The sequence below is a fragment of the Pseudomonas sp. FW507-12TSA genome (genome assembly GCF_058781435.1).
On record NZ_JBYSWT010000001.1, the window covers coordinates 282,613 to 299,853 of the forward strand.

The 17,241-nt window shown below is 59.1% G+C and carries 15 protein-coding genes; 4 read left to right on the forward strand and 11 right to left on the reverse strand.

Going from position 1 to position 17,241, the window contains the following annotated elements:
* Window positions 1-91: 91 nt before the first annotated feature.
* The 11 genes from atpB to rpmH all read right to left on the reverse strand — a co-directional run bounded on the left by atpB (window position 92) and on the right by rpmH (window position 10,339).
* Window positions 92-964 carry a F0F1 ATP synthase subunit A gene (atpB, locus tag AC3WK8_RS01340; RefSeq protein WP_053137789.1) on the reverse strand — a complete coding sequence of 291 codons (873 nt, stop codon included), beginning with the start codon at window positions 962-964 and terminating at the stop codon, window positions 92-94.
* A gap of 16 nt (window positions 965-980) precedes the next feature.
* Complete coding sequence (locus AC3WK8_RS01345) at window positions 981-1,388, reverse strand: F0F1 ATP synthase subunit I (protein WP_016964883.1); 408 nt, start codon at window positions 1,386-1,388, stop codon at window positions 981-983.
* Between the two features lie 148 nt (window positions 1,389-1,536).
* Entirely contained in the window at window positions 1,537-2,409 is an 873-nt protein-coding gene (locus AC3WK8_RS01350) for a ParB/RepB/Spo0J family partition protein (protein WP_103324396.1), read from the reverse strand.
* Between the two features lie 9 nt (window positions 2,410-2,418).
* Complete coding sequence (locus tag AC3WK8_RS01355; RefSeq protein WP_031320775.1) at window positions 2,419-3,216, reverse strand: ParA family protein; 798 nt, start codon at window positions 3,214-3,216, stop codon at window positions 2,419-2,421.
* An 18-nt stretch (window positions 3,217-3,234) separates the two neighbouring features.
* Window positions 3,235-3,879 carry a 16S rRNA (guanine(527)-N(7))-methyltransferase RsmG gene (gene rsmG, locus AC3WK8_RS01360; RefSeq protein ID WP_022641993.1) on the reverse strand — a complete coding sequence of 215 codons (645 nt, stop codon included), beginning with the start codon at window positions 3,877-3,879 and terminating at the stop codon, window positions 3,235-3,237.
* Window positions 3,876-5,768, reverse strand: coding sequence for a tRNA uridine-5-carboxymethylaminomethyl(34) synthesis enzyme MnmG (gene mnmG / locus AC3WK8_RS01365; protein WP_031320777.1), 1,893 nt, complete (start codon window positions 5,766-5,768; stop codon window positions 3,876-3,878). The genes rsmG and mnmG overlap by 4 nt, the downstream gene beginning before the upstream one ends.
* Before the next feature lie 627 nt (window positions 5,769-6,395).
* The gene (gene mnmE, locus AC3WK8_RS01370) at window positions 6,396-7,766 is read right to left on the reverse strand and encodes a tRNA uridine-5-carboxymethylaminomethyl(34) synthesis GTPase MnmE (RefSeq protein ID WP_103324397.1); all 1,371 of its coding nucleotides are present in this window, start codon (window positions 7,764-7,766) and stop codon (window positions 6,396-6,398) included.
* A gap of 79 nt (window positions 7,767-7,845) precedes the next feature.
* Window positions 7,846-9,546, reverse strand: coding sequence for a membrane protein insertase YidC (gene yidC, locus AC3WK8_RS01375; protein ID WP_085594006.1), 1,701 nt, complete (start codon window positions 9,544-9,546; stop codon window positions 7,846-7,848).
* Between the two features lie 2 nt (window positions 9,547-9,548).
* On the reverse strand, window positions 9,549-9,794 hold the full coding sequence (gene yidD, locus AC3WK8_RS01380; protein ID WP_083235628.1) for a membrane protein insertion efficiency factor YidD: 246 nt from the start codon (window positions 9,792-9,794) through the stop codon (window positions 9,549-9,551).
* Window positions 9,787-10,188, reverse strand: coding sequence for a ribonuclease P protein component (gene rnpA / locus AC3WK8_RS01385; protein ID WP_207245030.1), 402 nt, complete (start codon window positions 10,186-10,188; stop codon window positions 9,787-9,789). The genes yidD and rnpA overlap by 8 nt, the downstream gene beginning before the upstream one ends.
* A gap of 16 nt (window positions 10,189-10,204) precedes the next feature.
* Complete coding sequence (rpmH, locus tag AC3WK8_RS01390) at window positions 10,205-10,339, reverse strand: 50S ribosomal protein L34 (protein WP_003213577.1); 135 nt, start codon at window positions 10,337-10,339, stop codon at window positions 10,205-10,207.
* Between the two features lie 567 nt (window positions 10,340-10,906).
* Here rpmH and dnaA point away from each other — a divergent pair.
* Genes dnaA through gyrB form a run of 4 tightly spaced genes read left to right on the forward strand, consistent with a single transcriptional unit; the run spans window position 10,907 to window position 17,136 of the window.
* Window positions 10,907-12,448: a chromosomal replication initiator protein DnaA gene (gene dnaA, locus AC3WK8_RS01395; RefSeq protein ID WP_103324399.1), complete on the forward strand. Its 1,542-nt coding sequence runs from the start codon at window positions 10,907-10,909 to the stop codon at window positions 12,446-12,448.
* A gap of 38 nt (window positions 12,449-12,486) precedes the next feature.
* On the forward strand, window positions 12,487-13,590 hold the full coding sequence (dnaN, locus tag AC3WK8_RS01400; RefSeq protein ID WP_022638827.1) for a DNA polymerase III subunit beta: 1,104 nt from the start codon (window positions 12,487-12,489) through the stop codon (window positions 13,588-13,590).
* 20 nt (window positions 13,591-13,610) lie between these two features.
* Window positions 13,611-14,714, forward strand: coding sequence for a DNA replication/repair protein RecF (recF, locus tag AC3WK8_RS01405; protein ID WP_022638828.1), 1,104 nt, complete (start codon window positions 13,611-13,613; stop codon window positions 14,712-14,714).
* A 4-nt stretch (window positions 14,715-14,718) separates the two neighbouring features.
* Window positions 14,719-17,136, forward strand: coding sequence for a DNA topoisomerase (ATP-hydrolyzing) subunit B (gene gyrB, locus AC3WK8_RS01410; RefSeq protein ID WP_103324400.1), 2,418 nt, complete (start codon window positions 14,719-14,721; stop codon window positions 17,134-17,136).
* The last annotated feature ends 105 nt before the right edge of the window (window positions 17,137-17,241 follow it).

Below are 17,241 nucleotides of genomic sequence, written 5' to 3' on the forward strand. Positions count from 1 at the left end.
GATTAAAGCGGTAAAACAAATCGTTTCATCGTGCCCGAGATGGGCCCCTCACGCCGCAACGAGAGGGACATCAGACTAGTCGAGACTGGTCTTAATGATTCTCTTCGTGAGCCATCGACAGGTAGACGATGGTCAGCATCATGAAGATGAACGCCTGCAGGGTGATGATCAGGATGTGGAACACAGCCCACGCCCATTGCAGAACCACACCCATGCCGCTGAGCCACAGCAGGCCGCTGCCGAACATCACGGCAATCAGGATGAACACCAGCTCGCCGGCGTACATGTTGCCGAACAGACGCAGTGCCAGGGAGATTGGCTTGGCCACCAGGGTCACGAACTCCAGCAGGAAGTTCACTGGAATCAGCAGGGCCTGGACCAGGATGTTCTTGCTACCGAACGGATGCAGGGTCAGTTCGCCGATGAAGCCGCCGATGCCCTTGACCTTGATGCTGTAGAAGATGATCAACGCGAATACCGACAGGGCCATGCCCAGGGTAGCGTTCGGGTCAGTGGTGGAAACGGCACGGAATGGAATGTGCGGGTCGCCGGAAATCAGCATCGCCAGTTGCGGGATCCAGTCCACAGGAACCAGGTCAATGGCGTTCATCAGGAACACCCAGACGAAGATGGTCAGAGCCAGCGGTGCGATGACCGGGCTGCGACCGTGGAAGCTGTCCTTCACGCTGCCATCGACGAAGCCGACCATCACTTCGACGAAGTTCTGCAAAGCGCCCGGCACACCGGAAGTCGCCTTCTTGGCCGCCATGCGGAACAGAAGAATGAAGATCACACCCAGTGCGACAGACCAGCCGAGGGTATCGACGTGGAATGCCCAGAAGCCCATTTCCTTGGCTTCTGCTGCGGAGTGGGCAAAGCCCCAGCTCCCATTGGGTAGCTGACCGAAGGTCAGGTTCTGCAAGTGGTGCTGGATATAGCCCGAAGCGGTTGTTTCTGCTGACATGGTTGCCTCAAACGCCCTAAGGTCTCGAAAGTCTTGTTCTCATTAGCAGGGGAGCGAACCAGCTGACCAGCTGGGTCAGCACGAAGACGCCGAATACTGCCAACGGCGCCAAAGGCTTCACACCTGCAAACGTCAGCGCGAACAGCACTGCCGTCAAAATCAATTTGCCCGCCTCGCCGGCATAAAAAGACCGGACGATGGCTTGGGCCGCTCGGGCGCCGGAAAACCGAAATGCCCTGTGAGCGAAATACACATTGGGTAGCAAGGCTATCAGTCCTCCGCAAAGGCCTGAATATCCGGCTACGACTCCACGCCATTGCCAAAGCGCCAGAGCGGCTATCAGTAAAATGACCAACTGAGCCAGTAGAACCGGGAAAACCGCCAAGCGATGGAACGGCAGGCGGTTTGGCGTGCGGGTTTCCATCACTCTTGCTCCTCAAGGGTCGGCTGCCAGAATTCTGTGACTTGGCATAATTTGTGCCGACAAAATGCGCGCAGAGTATAGGGGCGGTTCAGCCCCTATTCAACTGCCGGGTAGTGATTTCCGACTGCGCGCTACACAAGGAAATGTTTCAACGGATGTGAGCGAGGACGCCTTGCAGTTCATCCAGGGAGTTGTAGCCGATCACTAGTTGCCCCTTGCCCTTCTTGCCGTGGCGAATCTGCACCGCAGAGCCTAGGCGCTCGGCCAAACGCTGCTCCAGGCGGGCGATATCCGGATCGGGCTTGACCGGTTCAGCAGGCTCTTGCTTGCCGCTGAGCCACTGGCGAACCAAGGCCTCGGTCTGACGCACCGTCAGGCCTCGTGCGACAACGTGTCGCGCCCCTTCAACCTGTTGATTTTCCGGCAATCCGAGCAATGCGCGGGCATGTCCCATTTCCAGGTCTCCATGGGACAACATGGTCTTGATCACCTCGGGCAGGGAGATCAGGCGCAGCAGGTTGGCCACGCTGACGCGGGACTTGCCCACGGCTTCGGCAACTTGTTGCTGGGTCAGCTGGAACTCCTGCTGCAGGCGCTGCAGGGCCAGTGCTTCCTCGATGGGATTGAGATCTTCGCGCTGGATGTTCTCGATCAGCGCCAGGGCAATGGCGGTTTCATCAGGCACATCGCGGACCATCGCCGGAATGGTTTCCTGGCCAGCCTGCTGGCTGGCGCGCCAACGGCGTTCACCGGCGATGATTTCAAACCGACCGGCGCCGATGGGACGCACCACGATGGGCTGCATCACCCCCTGGGTCCTGATCGAATTCGCCAGTTCCTCCAGGGCCTGTGGGTCCATGTCCCGACGAGGCTGGTACTTGCCACGCTGGATCAGGTCCAGCGGAAGGTGTTGCAGTTCACGCTGGTCGATCTGCGCGGCTTGCTCTTCCAGGGCGCTGACAGTCGGACCACTCAACAGTGCATCCAGTCCACGTCCGAGACCACGTTTCTTGATGGCCATGGGGATTCCTTAAGTTGGCTGGGCGGCTGCGATGCGCGCTTGTTTACGTTGCCGGCGAACCATCTCGCCGGCCAGGGCCAGGTAGGCCAGTGCGCCGCGGGATTGTTTGTCGTACGCCAATGCCGGCATGCCATAGCTCGGAGCCTCGGCCAGGCGGATGTTGCGCGGGATCACGGTGTCGTACAGCTGGTCGCCGAAGTGTTCCTTGAGCTGTGCGGAAACATCGTTCATCAGGCTCAGGCGCGGGTCGAACATGGTGCGCAGCAAGCCTTCGATCTTCAGCTCGGGATTGAGCAGTTCGCCAATGCGCTTGATGTTATCCACAAGGTCGCTCAAGCCTTCCAGAGCGTAGTACTCGCACTGCATGGGGATGATGACGCCATCGGCAGCCACCAGGGCGTTGAGGGTCAGCATCGACAGCGACGGCGGGCAATCGATCAGGATGTAGTCATAGTTCTCGCGGATCGGGGCCAGGGCACTGCGCAGCCGGCTTTCCTTCATCTGCATTTCCAGCAGGACCACTTCCGCCGCGGTCAGGTCGCGGTTGGCCGGCAACAGCTGGTAGCCGCCGTGTTCGGAGAAGTGCATGGCCTGGGCCAGGTCGCACTCGCCGATCAGCAAGTCGTAGACCGAGTTTTCCAGGCCATGTTTATCCACACCGCTACCCATGGTGGCGTTGCCCTGTGGATCAAGGTCGATCAGCAGCACCCGGCGCTTGGTCGCTACCAGGGATGCCGCGAGGTTGATGCAGGTGGTGGTCTTGCCCACACCACCTTTCTGGTTCGCTATCGCGAATACCTTAGCCATTCTTGCTTGTGTTCCCAATCATGCCGTGCGGCGCAGTATCAGCAGATGGCGTTGGCCTTGGCAACCGGGTACGGCCAGGGCGTGTTCGCTATCGAGGTGGAAGTCTGCCGGCAATGCTAACAGCTCATCAGAGGGATGGACGCCCTTCATTGCCAGCCAGCGTGTATCGCTGTCCCCAAGGTGGCGGGTCCAGCTGGTGAAGTTCTCCATGCTGCTGAACGCCCGGGAAATGATCCCGTTGAAAGGCTGTTCAGGAGTGAAGGCCTCGACCCGGCTGTGGATAACTTGCAGGTTATCCAGCTTGAGCTCGAGTTTGACCTGGGTCAGGAAGCGGGTCTTCTTGCCGTTGCTGTCCAGGCAGGTGACCTGGGATCCGGGAAACAGGATCGCCAGGGGAATACCCGGCATCCCGCCGCCACTGCCCACATCCAGCCAGCGGCCGTCCTCGATGAACGACATCACGCTCAGGCTGTCGAGCAAGTGGCGCGAAACCATTTCATCGGGATCGCGCACGGCGGTCAGGTTATAGGCCTTGTTCCACTTGATCAGCAGCGCCAGGTAGCCCAGCAGCGACTCATGCTGGGCCGGGCTCAGCTCGACACCGAGTTGGCGGGCGCCTGTGGATAATTCATCCGCGTGTTGCGAGGTGACCAGTGAACTCAAGCGCTTTGCTCCAACTGACGGCCGGCGCCGCGTTTTTTCAAGTGAATCATCAACAGGGAAATGGCCGCAGGAGTCACGCCGGGAATCCGTGATGCCTGGCCCAGGGTTTCCGGACGGGTCGCGCCCAGCTTGCCCTGGATCTCCTTGGACAGGCCGGAGATGGTGGCGTAATCGATATCCACAGGCAGCTTGGTGTCCTCGCTGGCCCGCAGGCGAGCGATTTCATCCTGCTGGCGATCGATGTAGCCGGCGTACTTGGTCTTGATCTCGACCTGTTCCGCCACCTGTGGATCCTCCGCGCCATGCCCGGTCACTTCGACCAGCCCAGCGTAGTCGATCTCCGGACGACTCAGCAGGTTCAACAGGTTGTACTCGTGGGTCAGCGGTGTGCCGAATTTTTGTGCAATCGCATCGCCCTGCTCAGTACCGGGGCGAACCCAGGTGGACTTCAAGCGCTGTTCTTCCAGGGCTATGCCCTCGCGTTTCTTGCAGAACGCCGCCCAGCGCACGTCATCCACCAGGCCCAGCTCGCGACCTTTTTCGGTCAGGCGCAAATCGGCGTTGTCTTCGCGCAGGATCAGGCGGTACTCCGCCCGCGAAGTGAACATGCGGTACGGTTCCTGGGTACCCAGGGTAATCAGGTCATCGACCAACACCCCGATGTAGGCTTCGTCGCGACGCGGGCACCAGCTGTCCTTGCCCTGGGCACGCAATGCCGCGTTGGCCCCGGCCAGCAGGCCTTGTGCGCCAGCTTCTTCGTAACCGGTAGTGCCATTGATCTGGCCAGCGAAGAACAGACCGCCGATGACTTTGGTTTCGAGGCTGTACTTCAAGTCCCGCGGGTCGAAATAGTCGTATTCGATGGCGTAGCCCGGGCGCACGATATGGGCATTTTCCATGCCCCGGATCGATTGCACGATCTGCAACTGCACATCGAACGGCAGAGATGTGGATATCCCGTTCGGGTACAGCTCGTGGGTGGTCAGGCCTTCGGGCTCGATGAAGACCTGGTGGCTTTCCTTGTCGGCAAAGCGGTGGATCTTGTCTTCGATCGATGGGCAGTAGCGCGGGCCAATGCCTTCGATGACCCCGGAGTACATCGGCGAACGATCGAGGTTCGACGCGATGATCTCGTGGGTGCGCGCATTGGTGTGGGTAATCCAGCAGCTGATCTGCCGCGGATGCTGTTCCTTGGAACCCAGGAACGACATCACCGGGATGGGCGTATCGCCCGGCTGCTCGGTCATCACCGAGAAATCCACGGAACGGGCATCGATACGCGGTGGGGTACCGGTTTTCAGGCGCCCGACCCGTAGTGGCAGTTCCCGCAGGCGTTGTGCCAGTGCAATCGAAGGTGGGTCACCAGCACGACCGCCGGAGTAGTTCTGCAAGCCGATGTGGATAAGTCCGCCGAGGAAGGTCCCGGTGGTCAATACCACCGAATCGGCGAAGAAACGCAGGCCCATCTGGGTCACTACACCACGGACCTGATCCTGCTCGACGATCAGGTCGTCCGCCGCCTGTTGAAATATCCACAGGTTCGGCTGGTTCTCGAGAATCTCGCGTACCGCAGCCTTGTACAGGATGCGGTCGGCCTGGGCCCGGGTCGCACGTACTGCCGGGCCTTTGCGGCTGTTCAATACACGGAACTGGATGCCGCCTTTATCGGTAGCCATGGCCATCGCGCCGCCCAGGGCGTCGATTTCCTTGACCAGATGGCTCTTGCCGATCCCGCCGATCGCGGGATTGCAGCTCATGGCTCCGAGGGTTTCCACGTTATGCGTCAGCAACAGGGTCTTTGCCCCCATGCGTGCTGATGCAAGTGCTGCCTCGGTACCGGCATGACCGCCGCCGATGACGATCACTTCAAAACGGGAAGGGAAATCCACCACGCACCTCGTGCCTGCTTCAAGTAGGAGTAATTAGGAATGGTTGTTGGGTTGGTTTTTCGACCAAGGGGGCAAGTATAGGGACTTCGCCCTTTCTAAAGAACCCTTTGCACAAAATTTAACCAGCTTGTGGATGACTGGCGAACAATAGAAATTAAAAAGAGAGAAATTTATTAAAACCTTGTTTTTATGTTTATTCTTATACCTCCACCTATCTGTGGATAGATTTCTACAAGCCTTTATTTTCATGGTGTATAGAGATTTTAAACTCTGTGGTTAGGTGTTGCGGAGGCCGTTGGATAACCGGTTTAAGCCTGTGGATTAATGTGCTGCTTATCCACAGAGCCGATTCTCCTCAGCTTTGAGGCTGGGTTATCAACTGTGCTGAAGGGCAGTTATTCACAGGGCTTAATCCACAGAAAAATGCCTCGTCGATGCGCTAGCGCTCAGAGCGCAAGCCTTTCCAGAGGTATGGATCGAAAAATTGCAGGGCAACCCAGATGCCTTTGGCATATGAGTGGAGGCAGCGGGATAACCGCACAGGGGTAGGAAATGCCGTAGACAGGGCCAGCTGGTGCCGGTCTACAGGCGCTACCCGGCCTGTTGGCCGGGTAGGAAGGGGCAGGACTACTTGCCGATACAGAAGCTGGAGAAGATTCGTCCCAGCAAGTCATCGGAGCTGAAGGCCCCGGTTATTTCTCCGAGGAATTGCTGGGCCTGACGCAGGTCTTCGGCCAACAATTCGCCCGCACCAGCCTGGGTCAGCTGGGCCCGGCCATGCTCCAGCGCTGCATTGGCGTAGCGCAGGGCTTCCAGATGCCGGCGGCGTGCACTGAAGCTGCTTTCGGAAGTTTGTTCATATCCCATGCAAGCCTTCAGGTGCTCGCGCAACAATTCCAGGCCCGGGCCTGCGGCCATTGCACTGAGGCTGATGGTGGCATGGCCGTCTTCACAGGTTTCCAGGGCGATGGGTTCGCCACTCAGGTCGGCCTTGTTGCGAATCAGAGTGACCTTGGCCGGATCCGGGCGCTGCTGCAGGAACTCGGGCCACAAGGCGAAGGGATCGACCGCCTCGGCGGCAGTAGCGTCGACCACCAGCAATACTCGGTCGGCTTCACCAATGGCCTTGAGCGCTCGTTCGACACCGATTTTTTCCACCTGGTCCTCGGTATCCCGCAGGCCAGCGGTATCCACTACATGCAGCGGCATGCCATCGATGTGGATATGTTCGCGCAGGATGTCCCGGGTAGTACCGGCGATGTCGGTGACGATGGCCGCTTCGCGGCCGGCCAGGGCATTGAGCAGGCTCGACTTGCCGGCATTCGGACGACCGGCAATCACCACGGTCATGCCATCGCGCAGCAAGGCGCCCTGCCCGGCTTCGCGCAGTACTGTGGACAACTCCTCGCGTACGGCATCGAGCATGCCGAGTACATGGCCATCGGCAAGGAAGTCGATTTCCTCCTCGGGAAAATCGATGGCGGCTTCGACATAGATGCGCAGTGCGATCAGCTGTTCGGTCAAGTGATGTACGCGCTGGGAGAAAGCCCCCTGCAGCGAGCGTAGGGCATTGCGGGCCGCCTGTGCAGAACTGGCCTCGATCAGATCGGCGATCGCCTCGGCCTGGGCCAGATCGAGCTTGTCGTTGAGGAAGGCGCGTTCGCTGAACTCCCCAGGCCTGGCCAGCCGGCAGCCCAGTTCCAGGCAACGTTGCAGGAGCATGTCGAGGACGATGGGGCCGCCATGGCCCTGCAATTCCAGTACATCTTCACCAGTGAAGGAGTTAGGGCCCGGGAAATACAGGGCGATGCCCTCGTCCAGGACTTCACCTTGCCCGCCGAGAAAGGCTCCGTAATGGGCAAACCGCGGCTTGAGTTCACGGCCGCTGATGGCCGCGGCAGCCGTTGCCGCCAACGGCCCGGAGATCCGCACGATGCCCACGCCACCGCGTCCCTGGGCGGTGGCGATGGCGGCGATGGTTTCACGAGGGACATTCATAACCAGACATCCAGACAAAAGTGACAGATAGCAAAACGCCCCACTAGGGGGCGTCTTGTGTGGTTATCCACAGAGTAGGTCAGGCCGCTGCTTTCTTGGTAGCAGCTTCGATCCTACGGGTGATGTACCACTGTTGGGCGATCGACAGGCAGTTGTTCACTACCCAGTACAGCACCAGGCCAGCTGGGAACCACAGGAAGAAGAAGGTGAAGATGATTGGCATCATTTTCATCACCTTGGCCTGCATCGGATCCGGCGGAGTCGGGTTCAGCTGCTGCTGGATGAACATGGTGGCGCCCATGATGATCGGCAGGATGAAGAACGGATCCTTGATCGACAGGTCGGTAATCCACAGCATGAACGGCGCCTGGCGCATTTCCACGCTTTCCAGGAGTACCCAGTACAGGGACAGGAAGACCGGCATCTGGACCAGGATCGGCAAGCAGCCGCCCAGCGGATTGATCTTCTCTTTCTTGTACAGCTCCATCATCGCCTGGGACATCTTCTGGCGATCGTCACCGAACTTCTCTTTCAGCGCGGCCAACTTCGGCGCTACTGCACGCATGCGGGCCATGGATTTGTAGCTGGCAGCCGACAGCGGGAAGAAGATGCCCTTGATCAGCATGGTCAGGAAGATGATCGACCAGCCCCAGTTACCCACCAGGCTGTGGATATGTTGCAGCAGCCAGAAGATCGGCTGGGCAATGAACCACAGGAAACCGTAGTCCACGGTCAGTTCCAGACCTGGGGACAACTCTTTCAGGACGGCTTGGCTCTTCGGACCGGCATACAGGATGGCGCTGGTCTCGAGCTTGGCACCAGGAGCTACGGTGATCGAAGGACCGGTGTAGCCAATGATGTAGTTGCCTTTGCTGTCCTTGCGCGCCAGTACCTGGTTGTTCTCGCCCTTTGGCGGAATCCAGGCGGTCACGAAGTAGTGCTGCAGCCAGGCTACCCAGCCACCTTGCACGCTTTCAGTGATCGGGGCCTTGCTCTTGTCCTCGTTCACCTTGTCCATGTCTTTCATGGACACCTTTTTATACGGCTCGGAACTTGTCCACAGGGCGGCGCCCAGGTAAGTCGCAGTGCCGGTGGCGGTGCTGGAGGATGGATCGGAACTGGCGTCGCGCTTGAGCTGGGCGAACATCGCACCAGTCCAGGGTTGTGCACTTTCGTTGTCGATCAGGTAGGAAACGGTGATGTCGTACAGGCCGCGCTTGAGGGTGAAACGCTTGATGTAGTTGACGCCGTCCTTGCTGAACTTCAGGTCGACCACGAGTTGGTCCTGACCGTCAGCCAGTTGATAACTTTTCTTCTCCGAGGAGTAGATCGGTCGGCCAGCCGGATTGGCGTCCGGGCCGTTGCTGCCGATCAGGCCGCTTTGGGCCAGGTAGGTCCGCTCGTTGCCGTTGTCGAACAACTGGAAAGGAATTTCCGGATGGTCCTGGCGACGTGGGTACAGAGGCAGGCGCAGTTGTGCGATATCCCCACCTTGTGGATCGACGGCGAGGTCGAGCACATCCGTTTTGATCTGGATGAGATCTTTGCTTGCAGCCACTGGCACTTCGGCAGGGGCAGCGGTATCGCTGGCCGCACGCGGAATGTCGTCATTGGCGGCTGGAGTGCCGGTTGGCGTGTCCGGCAAGCCCGGGGTGGTCGTGCTGGAAGCAACATTCTGAGTCGGCAGGGCAGCCTGGCCATAATCCTGGTTCCATTTCAGAACCATGACATAGGACACGATTGCCAGGGCGACGATCAGGATCGTGCGTTTGATATCCATGATTACTCGGCCATCGAAGAAGAACGGGAGGTGGGGATAGGTGGAACCGGGTCATAACCACCGGGATTCCATGGATGACAGCGACCTAAACGACGAAAGGTCAGCCAACCACCGCGCAGAAGGCCATGGGTTTCGATGGCTTCCAACGCATAGCAGGAACAACTGGGGTGAAAACGACAGTGGTCGGCCATCAGAGGACTAATGGCATAGCGGTAAAACTGGATCGGAACGAGTGCCAGTTTACGCATCGGGACTGTCTACCCCTACAGTTTCGGATTTGACTGCGGATGCCGGCTTGTTACGGGCCAGGCGTTTCCAGAGTTTACCGAAATGCTGGATCAATTCAGGGTTTTCTACGTCGCCCAAACCTTTGCGCGCGACGATAACGATGTCCCATCCAACCAGTGAATCCTGGTGAAGACGAAACGATTCGCGCATCAGACGCTTGAGACGATTGCGTTCAACGGAGAGCTTTACGCTCTTCTTTCCGATCACGAGCCCCAGGCGGGGATGATCAAGATCGTTGTCGCGAGCAAGGAGCAGGAGATTCTTCCCCGGAACCTTGCCGGTAGGGGAGTCAAAGACTGCCTTGAAGTGTCGAGGAGTAAGCAGACGCTTTTCCCGACTGAAGTCCTGACTCACCTCCAGTGCCGGATTATCAAACTGCCAGACGTGCACGGCCTTTGGCGCGACGACGCGACAGGACGGCACGACCGTTCTTGGTGGCCATGCGAGCACGGAAACCGTGGGTACGAGCGCGTTTGATAGTGCTTGGTTGGAAAGTACGTTTCATGTCGTGTTACCTGGTTCGTCCACAACGGGCCGGAATGGCCCCCGTTTTAAGAGATCGGCGATTCTAGAGAAAGCAAGCCTCTAGGTCAATTTCCAACCAAGCTTTCCTTTATCTATGTATGTCCGGATTTCGGGCTTGTGGACCAGGTCCAGCCAGATATAAAAATAGAGAAGGAAAGTATTTAAAGCTTTTCTGTAGAGCTTATAAAAGCTTAGTAAGGCCCTGTCTGTGGATAACTAGCTTAAGCCCTTCTATTTCGTACTGTACAGAGAATGACAACACGGTTGAGAAACCGTGCTTTACCTGTGCTGCGAGGGCGGAAAAGCTGTGTGCGGAAAGGTTTGTTATCCACAGGTGATTTATCCACTGGGTTTCACCCCGAGTTGTGCATAGATCTCAAGCTTGGTTATCCACAGAGCTTATGCACATACCGCTGGTCGTGTTTATTCGGGTTAAGGCATTGATTCTTAGTGCCCTGGCGACACGCTACATGTGGATAAGTGGACGGCCGACCGTTACAATGGCCGCTTGTTTTTGCCTCACCGGCTTTCAACTCAGGGGATATCCGTGTCAGTGGAACTTTGGCAGCAGTGCGTGGAGCTTCTGCGTGATGAGCTGCCTGCCCAACAATTCAACACTTGGATCCGTCCGCTACAGGTCGAAGCCGAAGGCGACGAGTTGCGTGTCTACGCACCGAATCGTTTCGTTCTCGATTGGGTCAATGAAAAGTACCTGGGCCGCGTGCTCGAGTTGCTGGATGAACACGGCAACGGTATGGCGCCGGTTCTTTCCTTATTAATAGGCAGCAAGCGCAGCTCGGCTCCGCGTGCCGCGCCCAATGCGCCGTTGGCTGCAGCTGCTTCCCAGGCGTTGCAGGCAGCTGCTGCGGCCAAAGCGGCTGCCGAGCCTGTAGCGCCAGCTCCGGCACCGACTCCTGCCCCGGCCAGGAAGGCCGTCGAGCAGAAGGTCGAGGAAACCAGCGAAGAACCCTCTCGAGACAGCTTCGACCCCATGGCGGGGGCCAGTTCGCAACAGGCTCCGGTACGCACCGAACAGCGCACCGTCCAGGTGGAGGGCGCGCTCAAGCACACCAGCTACCTGAATCGCACCTTCACTTTCGAGAACTTCGTCGAGGGCAAGTCCAACCAGCTGGCCCGTGCTGCGGCCTGGCAGGTAGCGGACAACCCCAAGCATGGCTACAACCCGCTTTTCCTTTATGGGGGCGTCGGCCTGGGTAAGACCCACTTGATGCACGCTGTGGGTAACCACCTGCTGAAGAAGAACCCGAATGCCAAGGTCGTGTACCTGCATTCCGAGCGCTTCGTGGCGGATATGGTCAAGGCGTTGCAGCTGAACGCCATCAACGAATTCAAGCGCTTCTACCGTTCGGTGGACGCACTGCTGATCGACGATATCCAGTTCTTCGCGCGAAAAGAGCGTTCCCAGGAAGAGTTCTTCCACACTTTCAACGCCCTTCTTGAAGGCGGCCAGCAGGTGATTCTCACCAGCGACCGTTATCCGAAGGAGATCGAGGGCCTGGAAGAGCGCCTCAAGTCCCGCTTCGGCTGGGGCCTGACGGTGGCGGTAGAACCGCCGGAGCTGGAAACCCGGGTGGCGATCCTGATGAAGAAGGCCGACCAGGCCAAGGTCGAGCTGCCTCACGATGCGGCGTTCTTCATCGCCCAGCGGATCCGTTCCAACGTCCGTGAACTGGAAGGCGCGCTCAAGCGGGTGATTGCCCACTCGCACTTCATGGGCCGCGATATCACCATCGAGCTGATTCGCGAGTCCCTGAAGGACCTGCTGGCATTGCAGGACAAGCTGGTGTCTGTGGATAACATCCAGCGTACCGTCGCCGAGTACTACAAGATCAAGATTTCCGATCTGCTGTCCAAGCGGCGTTCGCGCTCTGTCGCCCGCCCGCGCCAGGTGGCCATGGCCTTGTCCAAGGAACTGACCAACCACAGCCTGCCGGAAATCGGCGATGTGTTCGGCGGCCGTGACCACACCACGGTCCTGCACGCCTGCCGCAAGATCAATGAACTTAAGGAATCCGACGCGGACATCCGCGAGGACTACAAGAACCTGCTGCGTACCCTGACCACTTGATGATTCCAACGCAGCTTATTAAGGCAAGGGACTAGACCATGCATTTCACCATTCAACGCGAAGCCCTGTTGAAACCCCTGCAACTGGTCGCCGGCGTCGTCGAACGCCGCCAGACCTTGCCGGTGCTTTCCAACGTGCTGCTGGTTGTCGAAGGCCAGCAGTTGTCGCTGACCGGTACCGACCTGGAAGTCGAACTGGTCGGTCGCGTGCAACTTGAAGAACCAGCCGAGCAAGGGGAAATCACCGTTCCCGCGCGCAAGCTGATGGACATCTGCAAGAGCCTGCCCAATGACGCCTTGATCGACATCAAGGTCGACGAGCAGAAGCTGGTGGTGAAGGCCGGCCGTAGCCGCTTCACCCTGTCGACCCTGCCGGCCAACGACTTCCCTACCGTGGAAGAAGGCCCAGGCTCCCTGACCTGCCAGCTGGAGCAGAGCAAGCTGCGCCGCTTGATCGAACGCACCAGCTTCGCCATGGCCCAGCAGGATGTGCGCTACTACCTCAATGGCATGTTGCTGGAAGTCTCCGCCGGGATCATCCGCGCCGTGGCCACCGATGGCCACCGCCTGGCCATGTGCTCGATGCAGGCTGACATCGGCCAGCAAGATCGTCACCAGGTGATCGTGCCGCGCAAAGGTATCCTGGAGCTGGCCCGCCTGCTCACCGAGCCGGATGGCAACGTCAGTATCGTCCTGGGCCAGCATCACATCCGCGCCACCACCGGTGAATTCACCTTCACCTCCAAGCTGGTGGACGGCAAGTTCCCGGACTACGAGCGCGTGCTGCCCAAAGGCGGCGACAAGCTGGTATTGGGTGACCGCCAGGTCCTGCGCGAGGCCTTCAGCCGTACCGCGATCCTCTCCAACGAGAAGTACCGCGGCATTCGCCTGCAGCTGGCCAGCGGCCAGTTGAAGATCCAGGCCAACAACCCGGAGCAGGAAGAAGCGGAAGAAGAAGTAGGCGTGGAGTACAACGGAGGCTCGTTGGAAATCGGCTTCAACGTCAGCTACCTGCTGGACGTGCTGGGCGTGATGACCACCGAGCAGGTTCGCCTGATCCTGTCCGACTCCAACAGCAGTGCACTGCTGCAAGAGTCCGACAACGACGACTCGGCTTACGTTGTCATGCCGATGCGCCTGTAATCATGCTCAGCAGAAGCTAGATGTCCCTCAGTCGCGTCTCGGTCACCGCGGTGCGCAATCTGCACCCGGTGACCTTCTCCCCCTCCCCCCGCATCAACCTCCTCTACGGCGCCAACGGCAGTGGCAAGACCAGCGTGCTGGAAGCCATCCACCTGCTGGGGCTCGCCCGCTCGTTTCGCAGTGCGCGCCTGTTACCGGTAATCCAGTACGAGCAGCTGGCTTGCACGGTATTCGGCCAGGTCGAGTTATCCGAGGGAGGGCACAGCAACCTGGGGATATCCCGTGACCGCCAGGGGGAATTCCAGATCCGCATCGACGGCCAGAATGCCCGCAGCGCGGCGCAGCTGGCGGAAATCCTGCCACTTCAGTTGATCAACCCCGACAGCTTCCGCCTGTTGGAAGGGGCGCCGAAGATCCGCCGACAGTTCCTGGATTGGGGAGTGTTCCATGTGGAACCTCGCTTCATGTCCACCTGGCAGCGCTTGCAGAAGGCCCTGCGGCAGCGGAACTCATGGCTGCGGCATGGTACACTTGACGCCGCTTCGCAAGCGGCCTGGGACCGGGAACTGTGCCAGGCCAGCGCTGAAATCGATGAATACCGCCGCGCTTATATCAAAGCCTTGAAACCAGTCTTTGAGCGGACCTTGAGCGAACTGCTGGAGCTCGAGGGCCTGACGCTTAGCTATTACCGTGGCTGGGACAAGGACCGCGAGCTGAGTGAAGTCCTCGCGACTGCCCTGCACCGTGATCAGCAAATGGGCCATACCCAGGCCGGCCCGCAACGCGCTGATTTGCGCTTGCGCCTAGGTGGACATAACGCCGCGGACATCTTGTCCCGGGGCCAGCAGAAGCTGGTGGTCTGCGCCTTGCGCATTGCCCAGGGGCACCTGGTCAGCCAGGCCCGCCGCGGTCAGTGTATTTATCTGGTGGACGACTTGCCGTCCGAGTTGGACGAGCAGCACCGCCGCGCACTTTGCCGCTTGTTGGAAGACTTACGCTGCCAGGTGTTCATCACCTGTGTAGACCACGAATTATTGAGGGAAGGCTGGCAGACGGAAACGCCAGTTGCTTTGTTCCACGTGGAACAAGGCCGTATCACCCAGACCCACGACCATCGGGAGTGAAGGCATGAGCGAAGAAAATACGTACGACTCGAACAGCATCAAGGTGCTGAAAGGTTTGGATGCCGTACGCAAACGTCCCGGTATGTACATTGGCGACACCGATGACGGCAGCGGTCTGCACCACATGGTGTTCGAGGTGGTCGACAACTCGATCGACGAAGCTTTGGCCGGCCATTGCGACGACATCAGCGTCATCATCCACCCGGACGAATCCATCACCGTACGCGACAACGGTCGCGGTATCCCGGTGGATGTGCACAAGGAAGAAGGCGTTTCCGCAGCCGAGGTCATCATGACCGTACTGCACGCCGGCGGTAAGTTCGACGACAACTCCTACAAGGTTTCCGGCGGCCTGCACGGCGTGGGTGTGTCGGTGGTGAACGCCCTGTCCGAGGAGCTGGTGCTCACCGTACGTCGTAGCGGCAAGATCTGGGAACAGACCTATGTCCATGGCGTACCCCAGGAGCGGATGAAGATCGTTGGCGACAGCGAGACCACCGGTACCCAGATCCACTTCAAGCCTTCGGCCGAGACCTTCAAGAACATTCACTTCAGCTGGGATGTCCTGGCCAAGCGGATCCGTGAACTGTCCTTCCTCAACTCCGGCGTCGGCATCGTCCTCAAGGACGAGCGCACCGGCAAGGAAGAGCTGTTCAAGTACGAGGGCGGCTTGCGCGCCTTCGTCGAATACCTGAACACCAACAAGACTGCGGTGAACCAGGTGTTCCACTTCAACGTCCAGCGTGACGACGGCATCGGCGTGGAAGTCGCCCTGCAGTGGAACGACAGCTTCAACGAAAGCCTGCTGTGCTTCACCAACAACATTCCCCAGCGCGACGGCGGTACCCACCTGGTGGGCTTCCGTTCGGCCCTGACCCGTAACCTGAACAACTACATCGAACAAGAAGGCCTGGCCAAGAAGCACAAGGTCGCCACCACCGGTGACGACGCCCGTGAAGGTCTGACCGCGATCATTTCGGTGAAGGTGCCGGATCCGAAGTTCAGCTCCCAGACCAAGGACAAGCTGGTGTCTTCTGAAGTGAAGACCGCGGTCGAGCAGGAGATGGGCAAGTACTTCTCCGACTTCCTGCTGGAAAACCCCAACGAAGCCAAGCTGGTGGTCGGCAAGATGATCGACGCCGCCCGGGCTCGTGAAGCCGCGCGCAAGGCTCGTGAAATGACCCGCCGTAAAGGCGCCCTGGATATCGCCGGCCTGCCAGGCAAGCTGGCTGATTGCCAGGAGAAGGATCCAGCGCTGTCCGAACTCTACCTGGTGGAGGGTGACTCCGCGGGCGGTTCTGCCAAGCAGGGCCGTAACCGCAAGACCCAGGCGATCCTGCCGCTCAAGGGCAAGATCCTCAACGTCGAGAAGGCCCGCTTCGACAAGATGATCTCTTCCCAGGAGGTCGGCACCCTGATCACCGCCCTGGGCTGTGGCATTGGGCGTGAAGAGTACAACATCGACAAGCTGCGCTATCACAACATCATCATCATGACCGATGCTGACGTCGACGGTTCGCACATCCGTACCCTGCTGCTGACCTTCTTCTTCCGCCAGCTGCCGGAGCTGATCGAGCGCGGCTACATCTATATCGCCCAGCCGCCGCTGTACAAGGTCAAGAAAGGCAAGCAAGAGCAATACATCAAAGACGACGACGCCATGGAAGACTACATGACCCAGTCGGCTCTGGAAGATGCCAGCCTGCACTTGAACGAAGACGCCCCTGGTATTTCCGGCGAAGCCCTGGAACGCCTGGTCAACGACTTCCGCATGGTGATGAAGACCCTCAAGCGCCTGTCGCGCCTGTACCCACAGGAGCTGACCGAGCACTTCATCTACCTGCCGCCGGTGAGCCTGGAGCAACTGTCCGACCACGCCGCCATGCAGGAATGGCTGGCCAAGTACGACGCCCGCCTGCGCAGTTCCGAGACGTCGGGCCTGGTCTACAAGGCCAGCCTGCGCGAAGACCGCGAGCGTAATCTCTGGCTGCCAGAGGTCGAGCTGATTTCCCACGGCCTGTCGAGCTACGTCACCTTCAACCGCGACTTCTTCGGTAGCAATGACTACAAGACCGTCGTATCCCTTGGCGCTCAGCTGAGCACCTTGCTGGATGAAGGCGCCTACGTGCAGCGTGGCGAGCGCAAGAAGCCAGTGACCGAGTTCAAGGAAGCCCTGGACTGGCTGATGGCCGAAAGCACCAAGCGCCACACCATCCAGCGATACAAAGGTCTGGGCGAGATGAACCCTGACCAGCTGTGGGAAACCACCATGGACCCGACCATGCGCCGCATGCTCAAGGTCACTGTGGAAGACGCCATCGCCGCCGACCAGATCTTCAACACCCTGATGGGTGATGCGGTCGAACCTCGTCGCGACTTCATCGAAAGCAACGCCCTGGCGGTGTCCAACCTGGACTTCTGATCAGGGGACGCAGCTGAAAATAAAAAGGCCGACGCTTGCGTTGGCCTTTTTTATTGGCAGGTTGTTCAATCCCTCATCCATTTATCCAGCCAAGGCAGGCATGGC

Coding starts and splice junctions, on each gene's coding strand:
- atpB (WP_053137789.1), bottom strand. CDS start 964: ATGTCAGCAGAAACAACCGCTTCGGGCTATATCCAGCACCACTTGCAG.
- AC3WK8_RS01350 (WP_103324396.1), bottom strand. CDS start 2,409: ATGGCCATCAAGAAACGTGGTCTCGGACGTGGACTGGATGCACTGTTG.
- dnaN (WP_022638827.1), top strand. CDS start 12,487: ATGCATTTCACCATTCAACGCGAAGCCCTGTTGAAACCCCTGCAACTG.
- recF (WP_022638828.1), top strand. CDS start 13,611: ATGTCCCTCAGTCGCGTCTCGGTCACCGCGGTGCGCAATCTGCACCCG.
- AC3WK8_RS01355 (WP_031320775.1), bottom strand. CDS start 3,216: ATGGCTAAGGTATTCGCGATAGCGAACCAGAAAGGTGGTGTGGGCAAG.
- mnmE (WP_103324397.1), bottom strand. CDS start 7,766: ATGAATGTCCCTCGTGAAACCATCGCCGCCATCGCCACCGCCCAGGGA.
- rpmH (WP_003213577.1), bottom strand. CDS start 10,339: ATGAAACGTACTTTCCAACCAAGCACTATCAAACGCGCTCGTACCCAC.
- AC3WK8_RS01345 (WP_016964883.1), bottom strand. CDS start 1,388: ATGGAAACCCGCACGCCAAACCGCCTGCCGTTCCATCGCTTGGCGGTT.
- yidD (WP_083235628.1), bottom strand. CDS start 9,794: ATGCGTAAACTGGCACTCGTTCCGATCCAGTTTTACCGCTATGCCATT.
- yidC (WP_085594006.1), bottom strand. CDS start 9,546: ATGGATATCAAACGCACGATCCTGATCGTCGCCCTGGCAATCGTGTCC.
- gyrB (WP_103324400.1), top strand. CDS start 14,719: ATGAGCGAAGAAAATACGTACGACTCGAACAGCATCAAGGTGCTGAAA.